This window comes from Sphingobacterium puteale (assembly GCF_003627955.1).
Classification (GTDB): domain Bacteria; phylum Bacteroidota; class Bacteroidia; order Sphingobacteriales; family Sphingobacteriaceae; genus Sphingobacterium; species Sphingobacterium puteale.
The window spans coordinates 215,326-230,434 of record NZ_RBWS01000005.1 but is presented as its reverse complement, the minus strand read 5'-3'; the positions used below and the strand labels follow the sequence as shown (position 1 = coordinate 230,434).

General features: G+C 44.5%; 9 protein-coding genes. 7 read left to right on the top strand and 2 right to left on the bottom strand.

What is annotated here, in order from left to right:
* The first annotated feature begins 4 nt into the window (after positions 1-4).
* Positions 5-814, top strand: coding sequence for a helix-turn-helix domain-containing protein (locus D7322_RS06495; RefSeq protein WP_220700026.1), 810 nt, complete (start codon positions 5-7; stop codon positions 812-814).
* Here D7322_RS06495 and D7322_RS06490 read toward each other — a convergent pair.
* Positions 798-1,943 (bottom strand): MBL fold metallo-hydrolase, encoded by a 1,146-nt coding sequence (locus tag D7322_RS06490; RefSeq protein WP_121122440.1) that lies wholly within the window; start codon positions 1,941-1,943, stop codon positions 798-800. The genes D7322_RS06495 and D7322_RS06490 overlap by 17 nt on opposite strands.
* A gap of 236 nt (positions 1,944-2,179) precedes the next feature.
* Positions 2,180-2,368: a hypothetical protein gene (locus D7322_RS28900; protein WP_245971268.1), complete on the bottom strand. Its 189-nt coding sequence runs from the start codon at positions 2,366-2,368 to the stop codon at positions 2,180-2,182.
* 358 nt (positions 2,369-2,726) lie between these two features.
* On the opposite strand from D7322_RS28900, the gene D7322_RS06475 reads away from it, so the two are divergent.
* The 6 genes from D7322_RS06475 to D7322_RS06450 all read left to right on the top strand — a co-directional run bounded on the left by D7322_RS06475 (position 2,727) and on the right by D7322_RS06450 (position 15,016).
* Positions 2,727-5,333, top strand: coding sequence for a hypothetical protein (locus D7322_RS06475; RefSeq protein ID WP_121122436.1), 2,607 nt, complete (start codon positions 2,727-2,729; stop codon positions 5,331-5,333).
* A 250-nt stretch (positions 5,334-5,583) separates the two neighbouring features.
* Positions 5,584-8,781 carry a SusC/RagA family TonB-linked outer membrane protein gene (locus D7322_RS06470; protein WP_121122433.1) on the top strand — a complete coding sequence of 1,066 codons (3,198 nt, stop codon included), beginning with the start codon at positions 5,584-5,586 and terminating at the stop codon, positions 8,779-8,781.
* A gap of 18 nt (positions 8,782-8,799) precedes the next feature.
* The gene (locus D7322_RS06465; protein ID WP_121122431.1) at positions 8,800-10,773 is read left to right on the top strand and encodes a RagB/SusD family nutrient uptake outer membrane protein; all 1,974 of its coding nucleotides are present in this window, start codon (positions 8,800-8,802) and stop codon (positions 10,771-10,773) included.
* Between the two features lie 10 nt (positions 10,774-10,783).
* Positions 10,784-11,515 (top strand): DUF3823 domain-containing protein, encoded by a 732-nt coding sequence (locus tag D7322_RS06460; RefSeq protein WP_121122429.1) that lies wholly within the window; start codon positions 10,784-10,786, stop codon positions 11,513-11,515.
* 169 nt (positions 11,516-11,684) lie between these two features.
* On the top strand, positions 11,685-12,665 hold the full coding sequence (locus tag D7322_RS06455) for a family 43 glycosylhydrolase (RefSeq protein WP_220700025.1): 981 nt from the start codon (positions 11,685-11,687) through the stop codon (positions 12,663-12,665).
* Positions 12,666-12,760: 95 nt separating this feature from the next.
* The gene (locus tag D7322_RS06450) at positions 12,761-15,016 is read left to right on the top strand and encodes a GH92 family glycosyl hydrolase (RefSeq protein ID WP_121122427.1); all 2,256 of its coding nucleotides are present in this window, start codon (positions 12,761-12,763) and stop codon (positions 15,014-15,016) included.
* The last annotated feature ends 93 nt before the right edge of the window (positions 15,017-15,109 follow it).

The following is a 15,109-nucleotide window of genomic DNA, read 5'->3' as shown; positions in this document are numbered from 1 at the left end:
GAATATGGAAGAAAAAGATTTTGGAAAGGCTTTTTTATATTCCTGTTATGTGGATAAGGCATTTGGTCATGAACAGTTTATTCCTGAACATGTGGTGCTTTTCCAGTTGTCCGGTGAGACACATTTTGACCTTGAAAAGGGAAAGCTGGTGACAAAGGAAGGACAGCTATTGGTCGCCCGGAGAAATCAACTGGCAAAGGCGTTCAAACACCCTTCGAAAAATTCTGTTTATCAGTCTATCTCCATCATGCTCCATGCAGACCGGCTCAAGAAGTATGCCCTGGACCATCAGCTGTCTTCGGATAAGAAGCAGCAGTCGGACACGAATATTCTCCTGGAGGGTGATATCTTTATCAAGAGTTATTTTGAATCATTGGCGCCTTATGCGGAGGCTTCGGACCGCGTCAGCCCGCAGATGGAAACCATCAAGATCTACGAACTGATTACTTTACTGTTGGAAAGATATCCCGCTCTGAAAGATCTTTTGTTTGATTTCTCCGAACCGCATAAGATAGATCTCGAGGAATTTATGCTAAAGAACTATAAATATAATGTCCCTTTAGAAAGTTTTGCCAAATTATCAGGCCGTAGCTTGGCTAGTTTTAAGCGTGATTTTGAGAAGATGTTCCGCACCTCGCCCCGTAAATGGTTGAAGGAAAAGCGTCTTTCCGAGGCTTATTATCTGATTGAAAATAAACGGAAAAGACCTGCGGATATCTACCTGGATCTTGGCTTTGAAAACCTTTCCCATTTTTATGCTTCTTTTAAAGAGAAATTTGGGATAACGCCGGCGACAATCAATTCCATTGCTTAATCAGATAGTTCCTCCACCAATAGCTCGAACCGTTATCGGCATGATCAAGATCGACAACCTCACCGATGCGTGGGGTGATCAATATTTGCTGCTGCTGCTGGGCTTCTTTTGAAATGCGCTCCAAGGGTTCATACCATGCATGGTTGGCTAGGACAAATTTAGAGGAGTGAACGGGTAATAGTGCCGCTGCTTGTAGATCTTTTGCCGCCTGCACCACTTCTTCGGGCATCATGTGGATGTATTTCCAGCTCAGGTCATATTGTCCATTTTCGAGGATAGCCAGATCAAATGGGCCCAGTTTTTCGCCTATTTCTTTAAAATGAACATCATAACCACTGTCTCCGCCAAAGTATAGTTTACGGCTTGGCGTCACAAGCACATAGGAGGCCCAGAGTGTATTAGCCGACCAGATGCTGCGACCTGAAAAATGCCGTGCCGGTGTGACTGTTACATGAAATCCGTTTCCCAGATCGACCTCTTCCCACCAATCTTTTTCAATAATCTGATCGTTACGGTAGCCCCAATATTCCAGATGTTCACCCACACCAAGTCCAACGATTATTTTGCCAACTCGGGGTTGCAGTGTTTTGAGCGTTTTGTAATCCATATGATCGTAATGATCATGTGAAATAAAAAGGTAATCGATGGCCGGCAGGGCATCGGCTGTGGTTACATCAGCTCCCGCAAAGGCTTTGCCACTTCCCGGTATGGGCGATATGCTACCGCTTAGTACCGGATCGACAAGGATTGTTTTACCGTCTGTACGCAGTAGATAGGAGGAATGCCCCAGCCAGACCAAACCATGGGATTTGGTAAAAAGACTATCCCAATTGACCGGAACCGAAGGTATCCTACCTTTAGGGCTGGTCTCGTCTGATTTTTTGAAAAGATAATCGGATAGCGCTACCGTCCAGTTTTGTGTCAGCTGTGGTGTCGGGCTACTGTTTCGAAATTTACCATCCTTGAATTGTTTAGATTGTTCGATACGCTTAAGTCTTTCGCCTGAAGGCCTTTTGCCAAATTGGGGATGCATCATATATAAAGTGATTAATCCGATGAGAACAACAAGTGTCAGGGCGGACCATTTCAAAAACCGGAAGAAGCCTGTAACCTTGTGCTTTGATTTCATCTTGAAGTTTTTTTATAACACAAAGATAGACGGACGGGATAACGATTTTTTTTGTAAAAAGCTCAAAGTTTATGTTGTGTACGGCTCATGATTTGGTGTGTGATTCATAAGCCTGTGCCCCATTGTTCGAGCTCCGGAAAACAGCGCATTTACCCTGTGATGTGCTGCATTTACCCCTGCGAGAAAGCTTACCCGCGAGGGCGTGCATACGGGCGTAGCATAAGCATTACCAAAATTTACGGAATGTTCGACCAACGATTCGATGTATGAAACTTCCCATTAATAGCTGTTTTGGTGGTATAAAATGGTTCGGACATGTCCTGCCAGCCCAGGTCATCCACAAAAAATACGACAATATTAGGGCATTCGCTTGTGTTAGGGGCCTGTGGATGATTGGCCGACGGTGCTTGATATCCTAGTCGCATACTATTGAATAAAAGCAATACAATCGAGGTGCTGTTTTTTTTAAAGGATATCATAGCGAAAGATGAAATGGTTTGCCATCAATGGTGCTATTCGAAATTTCATCGTGAACGACGCGCTCGAAGAATAAAGACTTTTTATTCCAGTGGAAAGCCGGATATGCTCTGTTTGTCCTGATTCGATAGTTGCGAAAAACAAGAACATCCACGGATTCCGCATAGCGTATGGGGTCAAAGGAGAACAACATATGTCATAGTTGGTATCGAAAAATAGGCTGTTTTGACGAGCTGTTAATAGTTGGATAAATGTTCGGTTTCTCTCTAAAATTTTATATTTTTGAGATCAGGCTAAATCTAAATTGTGAAGGGAATATCGAACCGTCTTTTGCTGTGTTTTTTGTTTTTACTGATCTGCAGGATTGGAGCAGCACAGTATGGATTGGAATTTGCCAGCCACAATCAAGAGGCTGACAAGCGCACGAGCCTATTGATCGGTGCCCGGGAGCCTCTTTCATTTGAACACAGGCTTTCCGTTGCATTTGACCTTTCGTTTTTACCCTTTCAGCAGGATTATTTTGGTTATATCTTTCGGCTGATCACGGAAGATGGTGTCAATATTGACTTGATGTACGACCGGCGTCCCGATCAGGATAAACATTTCAAACTGGTGGTTGGCGAGGATTTTACACCGGTATCCTTTAATATTTCACCCGCCAGGCTGTATTACAATTGGACGCCTATGCGTCTGGAACTCGATGCGGACAGAAAGCAAGTCTATTTTGTGTGTGCTGGGAAGCGGTACAGTTACAAATTGAATAAAAATTTCGGTACACGGTTCAAACTTGTATTCGGTGCAAATGCCATCAAAAACTTTCAGACCATGGATGTGCCCCCCATGCGGCTCAAAGATATCAAAATCGAAGACAACGGCCGATTAAAATTCCATTGGCCATTGAATGAATATGCAGGAAACAATAGCTCAGATGTCCTGCGGAAAAATAAGGCAGAAACCATAAATCCCGTCTGGATCAAACAACAACGGAGCGAATGGAAGCAGCAGGCCGCATTTACCTTGGAAGGACAGGCAAGCGTGGCCTTCGACCAGACTGAAGAGACCTTATTTTTTGTTGGTAACAAACGTATTGTGATCGGTAAGATCGGTGGAACAGATTTGCGTACGCAGGAATATGCCAACGGGAAACTCCTGCTTGTCAATGGCAGCCAGTCTTTATTTGATCCCATACAGAAAAGGGTTCTTAATATTTCCATCGACCAGAAGATTGTTTCGGCTTATGATTCAACTACGCGTTCCTGGACGAAACAGTTTGATTTCCCCGCTGTGGGTACACATTATTGGTTGTTCAATAAATTCTTCAGCCGTTCGGATACCAGTATTTACATGATCGGTGGCTACGGCCATTTTAAATACACATCGGGTGTGTTGCGCTATCATCTTCCCAGTCAGTCCTGGGATAGTATCCCTTTTACCGGTGACGAGATCTTTCCGCATTACCTGGCAGGAATGGGGCAGGGCAAAGAAGGTGTTTATCTGGCGGGAGGATACGGTAGTTCCACGGGTGACCAGATGCTGAGCCCCCGTGTGTCAACAGATTTTCTGCGACTTGATTTTCAACAAAGAAAGGCCCTTAAAATCCATGAATTTTCAGCCCGGTTTGCTGAAACGGTCTGGGCAAACAGTCTGGTTATTGATGATAGCCGAAAGACCTTTTATGGATTGATCTTTCCCAATAATAAATTCAAAAGCCAGCTCCAATTGGTAGAAGGTGAATTAAGGGGAACTGAAACCCAATTTTTAGGAAACCCGATTCCTTTTGATTTTCATGATATTCGTTCTTTCGCTGATCTGTATTATGCCGCAAAGTCGAAATCCCTTGTTGCCATTACGCTATTCTATGATGATAAAACCGATCTGACAAAAGCATCGATTTATACCCTGATGGGACCACCTTTGGCAGCAGGGCAGGGGATGAATACTGTGGTAAATCCATTGACATCACGATATATTTTGTCTGCTTGCTTGTTCGTTATTGTCCTGCTGATCGGTTGGTGGCTTTATCAAAAAAAACGAGCAAGGGCAAGACTGTCCGCTCCGCAAATAACTGTAGATAAGGCTGTAGGTTCTCAGATAGCTGTTCAAGGGCAGCAGGAACAGGCAATCCAGCAACAGGAACAAGATCGTGATCAACAGCACAAGGTGAAAGCATTCGCTGCAGACACAATGCCGCAGCATACGGCAGGGATCTATCTCTTTGGTGGCGACATACAGATCTTGGATGGCGGTAAGGAAATCACTAAAAAGTTTTCACCTTTGTTGAAAGAGCTACTGCTTATCTTCATTATCTATACCGTACGCTGGGAAAGAGGGATCAGTTCCGAAAAATTGACCGAGCTCTTTTGGTCAGACAAAACACAGTCGAGCGCACGAAACAACAGGTCCGTCAATATTGCTAAACTCAATAGCTTGCTGGAACAGCTGGGAGACTTTAAGGTAACAAAAAAGAGTGGTTATTGGTGTATCGAACCTCTTGATGAAGTATATATCGACTACCTGCGTTTCAGTAGACTGGTTTCGAACAAGAAAAGTTTTACCGAAACAGAAATCCGGGAACTGTTGCATATAATTGATAAAGGCGGTTTCCTCTTTGAAGTGGATTACGAATGGCTCGACCATTTTAAAAGTGAGATGTCCATACAGGTATTGACGACCCTTGGAAACTTTATAGAAAACCTGCAGGTTACCGAAAATGCTGAACTGATTATCGAGATCTGTAATAAAATATTTTATTTTGACGAGATCAATGCCGAGGCAATGGTTTATAAATGCCGTTCACTGCTCCAGCTCGGCTATCACAGCCTGGCACTGCAGTGTTATGATAATTTTTGTCAGGTCTACCGGAGATTATATGGTGAAGCTTATCCAAAGAGCTTCAAAGACAGTCTGGAATAAAAATATTAATATTTTAACAGGTTGATATATAGGTTGTAAGGTGGTTTTTTGCGCTTTGTTAATATTCTGTTAATCTTCTGTTATACCCCTTCCGATATATTCGCTTTCATACTTAATAACCAATCCAATGAAAGCGAAAAAAATACTTACATTCTTCCTGAGGGAGTAGTGGTTATGGACAGCTTAATATAGTGATGTCCATTGCACCGAATAAACCTTTATAGCATTTAAAACCAATTTAAAACAATTCATGAAAACAAACTTCATTTTTAATGAAAGGCCTCTACTGTGGCATAAACTCAGCAAATACCCCCGGCAGTTGGCCTTGTCTTCGCTGATCTTGCTGGCGCCACTTGCTGCGCTCGCACAGCAGCAACAGATCGAGGGGAAGGTGCAGACTCTTAACGATAAACCGATTGCGGGTGCCTCAATAACCGATCTGAGGACGGGGCAGACAACCTCCTCGGATAGTAAAGGGCGCTTTACGATCGACGCTTTGCCCGGAGATAGGCTGCTGATTACCTATGTGGGGTATCAGAAAACTGAAATGATCGTTGGACAACAACGCCTGATGGACGTACTGCTCAACGAAGACAATACGAGCTTAGAAGAAGTCGTGGTGGTGGGCTATGGTACGCAAAAGAAAGCATCATTGACCGGGGCTATTTCTTCGGTCAACAATAAGGAAATTGCGGTCACCAAAAATGAAAATGTGGTTAATATGCTTGCCGGAAAGCTTCCGGGCGTACGTATCAGCCAACAATCGAGTCAGCCCGGATCCTTTGAATCGAATATCGATATCCGTGGCATGGGCGAACCACTCATAGTGGTGGATGGTATTCCCCGTGACAAAGACTACCTATCCCGTATGGATGCCAATGAGATTGAAAGTGTATCGGTGCTCAAAGATGCTTCGGCGGCGGTATATGGGGTACGTTCGGCAAATGGAGTGCTCCTGGTTACCACCCGAAGGGGGAGCAGTGCAGATGGAAACTTCGAAATAAATTATTCTTACAATCGCGGTTGGCAGAAGTTTTTATATGTCCCCAATACAGTGGATGCACTGGCTTATATGCAGCTTAAAAACGAACAGATAGGTCGTGATTTTAATAGCAATTATCCGGTTAAGATGCCCAATATCTTTGGCGAAACGGACTTCGAAGCATACCGCAACGGTGCAAAAAAGACATCCAATTATGTCGATGCCGCTTTTGATAAAGTATCACCCCAGTATCAGCACAATTTGTCCATCAATGGTGGTGGTAAGAAAGTGAACTACTTTTTCAACTTGGGACATATGGATCAGATGGGAGCCTACAAAAGTAAAAGCCTGAATTACAACCGCTGGAATTTTAGATCCAATATTGATGCGCAGATTACCAACCGCCTCCGGGCTTCGCTCGATCTCGGGGGTTATGCAGATGAAACAAACCAGCCGCGCACGGATATCTGGGCGGTCTATAAGCAGGCCTGGCGTCAGCGTCCAATCGTACCCATTTACGTCAACGATAACCCGCTCTATCCCAATTTTGAGATGATAGATAATGAAAATCCGGTTGTTGTGACGGACTCGAAACAGACGGGGTACCGCAAATTTCTGCGGAAACAGTTCAATGGTATTATTGCGCTCGATTATAAAGTACCTTTTGTGGAGGGATTGAATGCCAAGGCAACCTATAACTACGATTTTAAATACAGTGATAATACGGATTATAAAAAGTCGTACTTTCTCTATAGCTATACACCACCGGTCTACGATGGGAATGGCCAGATCATTACACCCGAAAAGTATAATGCACATGAAAAAAATGCGCCTACAACAGTACGTCGAAGTGCCTATCCGGACACACATTCCTTAATGCAGTTTTCCCTGAATTATAACCGTCGTTTTGCAGATAAGCACCAGGTATCCGGCTTACTTTTATTTGTTGAAGAATATAATAAGTGGGATAGCTTCTACGCACAACGGGAGATTATGGTCAATTCCGAATACCTTTTTGCCGGGGAAGACAAAAACCAATTGGCCAATATGGAAGGGATTGGGGAGCGAACCGCAAGGGGGCTTGTGGGCAAATTCAATTACGATTACTCGGGCAAATACCTAGCGGAATTCAGCTTTCGCTACGACGGGTCCTCTAAGTTTCCGAAAGAATCCCGCTGGGGATTTTTCCCTGCTGCTTCCTTGGGCTGGCGGATCAGCGAAGAGTCGTTTATTAAGGACAACTACAAATTTATCAATAACTTAAAAATCCGGGCTTCCTATGGTAAGCTCGGAGATGACCGTTCGGCAGGAAATTATCCATCGACTATCGTGGGGTACGCACTAGAACCCAATGAAACAGGTTGGATTTTTGGCGGTAATCTTGTCAATGGTGCATTGCCAACAGCGATCCCCAATCCAAACTTAACTTGGTATACTTCCAAAACAGCTGATCTGGGCTTGGATCTTGATCTCTGGAATGGAAAGCTAGGGATGGTATTTGATTATTTTAACCGTAGCCGTACGGGATTATTGGCGACGAGCCTGGATCTTATTCCGGGGACAGTAGGGGCAAATCTTCCGCAGGAAAATCTGGAAAGCGATCGGACCTTTGGTTACGAACTATCCTTGACCCATCGTAATAAAATAAATGATTTCCAGTATTTTGTGAATGCACAGGTTTCATCAACAAAAAATCAGTTTGTGGACCGTGTCGAATCCAAGGCCGGAAATTCATACGATAACTGGCGCAATCGTAATTCCAACCGTTATAAAGACATCTGGTGGGGAAAAGAATATGCAGGCCAATTTGGGTCCTATGAACAGATCTATAGTCACCCGACTATGGTCAGCAGTGGTACACTCCCTGGTGATTACTATTATCAGGACTGGAATGGTGATGGGCTGATCAATGATGCGGATAACCATCCCATTGCAACTTACAATATGCCTTTGATCAATTATGGGCTTAGTATTGGCGGCTCATGGCGCGGTTTTGACCTGGCGATGAACTTTCAGGGGGCCGCGAAAGTATACGTCCAATATAGCGAGGTGCTGGCCGGACCGCTCCAGTTTGACGGTGGCGCATTGACGCAATTTTTGGATCGTTGGCGTCCAGCAACAGCCGGAACAGATCTTTTTAACCCAAGTACACAGTGGATCCCGGGATACTACCCATCGACAGGCTCAGCGATGGCCGAAGGAACCCGTGCGGTACAAAATGCATCGTACCTCCGGTTGAAAACATTGGAATTCGGGTATTCCGTACCCAAGGAGTGGCTCAAAACACTTAAAATCAAGAACCTCAGGATCTATGCCAGTGCGTATAATTTGCTGACCTGGACAGGGTTGAAATATACCGATCCTGAGCATCCCGGATCTGCTGGCGGCTCATCATCTGGAGACATTGACGTGTACAAATACCCGATCAATAAAACGTATAACCTGGGCGCATCCATTAAATTTTAATTTCAAAACGTACAAAACATGAAAAAATCAATCACGATGGCAATAATTGGCCTTTTCCTGTGTTCGGGGATGCAATCCTGTAAAAAAATGGACCTGGATCCGCTTGGGGTACTGGGCGAGGATGCTCTTTTTGGAAATGAGGCTGGTGCACGTAAATACGTGGCCGGAATGTATAGCTACTTACCCATAGAAGACTTTGTTTATCATCCGGAACGTGGATTTAGATGGGATAACTATTGGCAGAATTCGGAAACACTGGCTGCTATGAGCGGCGAGATGACGGGGCAATTTTGGGGCGTAGCGGGCGCTCAGGGCTTTGGATACTGGCCTTACGACCGTATACGGAATGTTAATACCTTGATCGCGGGTCTGCCCAAATATAAAGCCAATTATACGGAGCCTGGATATAACCAAATTTTGGGCGAAGCCTATTTTCTGCGTGCTTTCTATTACTTTGCCTTAGTCAAGCGATACGGTGGGATACCGATTATCACCGAGGTACAGGATCCTACAGGCGATAAAGAACAGTTGCAGGTAAAAAGAAGCAAGGAATCGGAGGTATACCGTTTTATTTATCAAGATTTGCAGCAGGCAATGACACTGATGGCCGCAACGAGTGAACGGGGACGAGCCAACAAGTATGTTGCGGCGGCATTATGTTCGCGCGCGATGCTCTATGCCGGCAGTATTGCCAAATACAGTGGGTATAGCAATCTGGCCGGAGATGCGACAGAAAAGGAACTGGTCGGTATCAAAAAGGAAGAAGCCGAATGGTTTTTTAAACAGGCCTACGACGCGGCAACACTTGTGCTGACCGGACCTTATAGCTTGTACAATAAGAACGCTCAGGACAAGGAACTCAACTATGTTAACCTATTTTTGGATCTGGATAGTCCCGAAGATATTCTTATCAAAGAATACAGCCTCACAGCACCGCACAACAATCGACTTAAGCACAGCTATGATGCCACGCATTTACCCAATCCGACTTTTTCGAGTGACAATGAGTCTGCGGCATACCCCGTATTGAATATGGTGGAACTCTTTGGCGAGCTGCCCATCACGGATGCGACCGGTAAACCCATTCGTTACTCTGACAGGAAACAACTTTATTCGGAGCTCGAACCACGGCAGCGGGCTACTTTTTACTTTTCGGGAATGGAATTGCGCGAGGGGGCCGAGCGCCGTGCTTTTGACATCCAGCGTGGACTCTATAAAACTTTTCCGGGAAAGGCCGCCGATGCACAGATGGGCTCGGGAACCGCAGCGATCAACAGCGAGTCAAACCGGATCCTCGCCGGACCCAAAAATAGCCTGTACGATTACAACGGTACTAAGATCAATATCACGGGTGAGCACGGTATGTGGAAAGATGGGCATGCCAACAACACCCGCACAGGCTTTTATATTCGTAAATACATCAATTATAAAATGTCAACCAAGGATGTTAAGCTATACAACAGTACGCAGCCCTGGAAAATATTCCGGCTGGCTGAAATCATGCTGAACAAGGCCGAAGCTGCCTACGAACTAGGTCTGATCAAAAACGATGAAACACTCAAACAGGAAGCTTTTCAGTATATCACCCAAATTCGGGACCGTGCCGGAGCAAAGCCTTATCGCTACAATAGTGCTGCGGCTAACCTATCGGGCAAATATGGATATCCTCTGGACGGTAATCTACAGTTTATCCGTGAGGAACGAGAGCGTGAACTTTGTTTTGAAAATCACCATTGGTGGGATATCCGTAGGTGGCGTATCGCCGATGTGGAGCTCAACAACTTTGTGCCCAATTCACTCATGCCTTACCTTGTACTGGATGAACTGAAGTATGCACCCAATGGTGAACGCATCAACTCCTTTATCTTTATCCGTGAAAAGGAGCCTTGGAACAAAACCTTCAACTTTGAGAAAAAATGGTATTATGAACCTATTCCGGGCGGGGAATTGAATAAAAATCCCAATCTATATCCGCAGAACCCTATTTATTAAATGAACGACAATGAGAACGTTATTTTTATATACAGCTTTGGCAGGCCTATTTTTTTTAAATGCCTGTGCAAAAACAGATAACTACGATGGCCCCAATGCTAGCATGCAGGGTCAGGTGATCGATAAGGTGACCAAGAAACCTTTATTGACGGGGCAGGGTGAATTTAGTATCCGCCTGCTGGAAACCAGCTGGAGCGACAATCCAGCGCCACAGGATCTTGCTGTCAGGCAAGATGGCTCATACAGCAACAGCAAACTTTTTCAGGCTACCTACACGCTGCAGCCCTATGGTGGAGCCTTTTGGCCTGCTGAAAAAATCGAAGGCTTTCAATTGGGGGCCTCTGCCGAACAGAATTTTGAGGTGACACCTTACTTACAGATTAAAAATGTGAAATGGACCTTGAAAGCTGAAAATAAATTGGATGTATCCTGCTCACTGACGGCTCCGGTTACGGCTGGGTTGCCGCAGGTCATCGAAGTACGCCCATTCCTGAGTTTGACACCTTACTGTGGCGTGGGAAATCGGATTGATGCTTATTACAAAGATGAATACCGGACATTGATCAATAAAAACTGGTCCGAGATCGGCGATATGCAGACTGGAGAAGGTAACGAAACATATACCATCAACGGCCTGCCACTTAAATCGGGATACACCTATTATGTCAGAATGGGGGCAAAAGTTCGTGACACGTACGAGAAATTTAACTACTCGGAGATCGAAGTGATCAAGGTCCCTTAATAGCAGCTGATGATCATCGCTGCGATATCCAGGTAAAGTTCCTCCGTGAGGAGGAGCGTTTACTTGATAAGAGATCAACGCGGATAGCCGATCAAAATTGCTATTAAACAGGCTGTTTCAGCAGGAATGATTTCATGATAAAACAATTAGTGAACAAAATAATATGAAGATGAATAAATTAATCAAAGCCGGTTCCAGATGCTTATTGGGCATGTCATTACTTTTTACCGAAAATCTGAAGGCGCAGGAGAATCCATTTATCAAGCATATGTATACCGCAGATCCTTCCGCACGGGTATGGGCGGATGGTCGCCTGTATGTTTATGCATCCCATGATATTGCCCCACCACAGGGTTGTGATCTGATGGATCAATACCACGTTTTTTCAACTGCCGATATGAAGACCTGGACCGATCATGGTGAAATATTACGTGCGTCGCAAGTACCTTGGGGTAGGAAAGAGGGCGGGTTTATGTGGGCTCCGGACTGTGTTTTTCGCAATGGGACCTACTATTTTTATTTCCCGCATCCCAGTGGTACCGAATGGAACAAAACCTGGAAGATTGGGGTTGCCACCAGCAAGTCGCCCGCAAAAGATTTTGTCGTCCAGGGGTATGTGACCGGAGCAGATGCCTTAATTGATCCACATGTATTCATTGATGACGACGGCCAGGCATATTTCTATCAAGGTGGGGGCGGTGTGTGCAAAGCGGGCAAGCTCAAAGATAACATGATGGAAGTGGATGGTCAGCTGCAAAAGATGGAAGGACTGGAAGACTTCCATGAAGCTTCATGGGTACATAAGTATAAGGGGAAATATTATCTTTCCTATTCCGACAACCACGATGATAACCAAAAAGATGGTGTTAAAGGTGACAACCGCATGCGGTATGCGATTGGCGATAGTCCGCTGGGACCTTGGAAATCGATGGGGATTTATATGGAGCCGACAAACAGCTATACCAACCATGGCTCGATCGTTAAGTTTAAAGGCAAATGGTATGCCTTTTATCATAATAGTGAACTTTCACAAAAAAACGGCGAGTTCAATGATTGGTTGCGTTCGATCTGCGTAGACCGCCTGGAGTATAATGCTGATGGTAGCATTAAAAAAGTAAAGCAGACCGGACTTTTAACAGGGCCCAAATAATGTAAGCTAAGACAATAAATGTGGTCAAAAAAAATTAACTTTAAGGGCGAAACAAATGTTTTGCCCTTAAACCATTAATCACTTAATAATTTAGAATGCTAAACAAGAATATCAATCTGAAACATAAAACCTTTCTACGGACAGTCTGTTGTTTCTCTTTTTTGTCTATCTTTTTGCTAAAAGGTTTTTCCCAATCCCAAAAGCCGAAAGACTTTGTGGATTATGTGAATCCATATATGGGTAATATCAGTCATTTATTGGTGCCCACTTATCCGACTGTTCACCTGCCGAACAGTATCTTGAGGGTCTATCCCGAAAGAGGGGATTTTACCTCGGACCGTCTCTATGGTCTTCCACTTATTGTTACAAGCCACCGTGGATCGTCAGCTTTTAATCTGAGTCCAATGCTACAGTTGCCCAAGGAACTTAAACCTGTGCAGTTGTACAGTTATGATCAGGAAGAGATTAAGCCTTATCGCTATGCTGTTGTGTTAGATCAGGAAGATATTAAAGTAGATTATGTGTTGTCGCATCAGTCGGGTATGTACACGTTTACTTTTCCAGGCGCAGCGGCAAAATACCTGCAATTCAATTCGCGTGACGGGGAATTGAATTGGGATGGACAAGCCCTTTCGGGCAGTCAGGAAATTGGTAACGGCACACGTGTATATATCTATGCCGTTCCCGAGATCAAGCCGAGTGTGGTGAGTAAGCTCCAGGGAAAACAGCTGGAAAAAGGTACAGGTGCAAAAGGCAGAAATGCCTGTCTGATCTTGCAATTTGATAAGGCGGGGGCCGGTTTAAAGATGAAGTACGGTGTTTCCTTTATCGATGCCGCACAGGCTAAGGTTAATCTAAACCGGGAGATTGCTGATTTTGATCAAGAGAAATTAGCGGAAAATGGCCGTAAAATCTGGAATCAAGCACTTGGAAAGATCGCTGTCGAAGGTGAGAGCGAATCGGATAAAAATGTCTTTTATACCTCTTTGTACCGCACTTATGAGCGCCCGGTTAATATTTCCGAAGGTGGTCGTTATTTTAGCGCATTTGATGGCAAGGTGCATTCGGACGAAGGTAAACCATTTTTTACGGACGATTGGATCTGGGATTCGTACCGCGCGCACCATCCTTTACGCGTTTTGCTGAACCCCGCTGCGGAGTCGGATATTCTCAATTCTTTTGTGCGGATGTCAGAGCAGATGGACAAACCTTGGTTACCCACTTTTCCGGAAATCACCGGGGATAGTAGAAGGATGAACTCCAACCACGGTGTAGCAACTTTGTTGGATGCCTATCGCAAGGGAATTCGTGGTTTTGATATACAGAAAGCATATCTCGCCGCAAAAGGAGCGATCACGGAAAAAACCTTAGCGCCATGGTCGGATAAGCCGGCGGGAAAAATGGATGACTTTTTTAAAGAAAAGGGATATATCCCAGCTTTGTACCCAGGTGAAAAGGAGATTTATCCCGAGGTACATGGTTTTGAGAGACGTCAGCCGGTAGCGGTTACCCTTGGTACTTCTTATGACCTGTGGTGTCTTGCGCAACTGGCGAACGAATTGGGTATAAAAGCGGATTATGAGCTATTTATGAAGCAGTCTTTCAATTACCGAAATCTGTTCAACGAACAGACTAAATTTTTCCACCCCAAAGATGAAAAAGGTAATTTTATCATGCCTTTTGACTATGTTTTCGCCGGAGGACAGGGAGCCCGGGAGTATTATGGTGAAAATAATGCCTGGATCTACCGTTGGGATGTACAGCACAATATCCCGGATCTGATTAAATTGATGGGTGGCAACCAGCTGTTTGTCCAATATTTGGATGAAATGTTTCAACAGCCATTAGGACGTTCCAAATTTGATTTTTATGCGCAACTGCCAGATCATACAGGAAATGTTGGTCAGTTTTCGATGGCCAATGAGCCCGCCCTCCATATTCCGTACCTCTATAATTACGCTGGACAACCCTGGATGACACAAAAACGCATCCATAAACTGATCGGCGAGTGGTTTAGAAATGACCTCATGGGGGTACCGGGAGATGAAGATGGCGGTGGTATGTCGTCCTTTGTGGTTTTTTCGCAGATGGGGTTTTATCCCGTTACACCGGGACTGGCATCCTATAGCATTGGGTCACCATTTTTCCGGAAAACAACGCTAAGCCTGCCAAATGGAAAATCTTTTGTCATTATCGGAAAAAACGCTTCAGCAAAAAATAAGTATATCCAATCAGCTACGCTGAATGGAAAACCATTGAATAGCACAGAGCTAAAGCATGCAGATATCCTAAATGGCGGTACACTTGAGTTCATTTTGGGCGACAAAGCGAACAAAAACTGGGCAAATTAAAATCGCTCTTTTTCTTTTTGTTTGTCGGTAGCTGATACGCTGGTTTATGGCTATTATATTACTGATAGCGCTGTTACTTAATAAAAGGTCCTT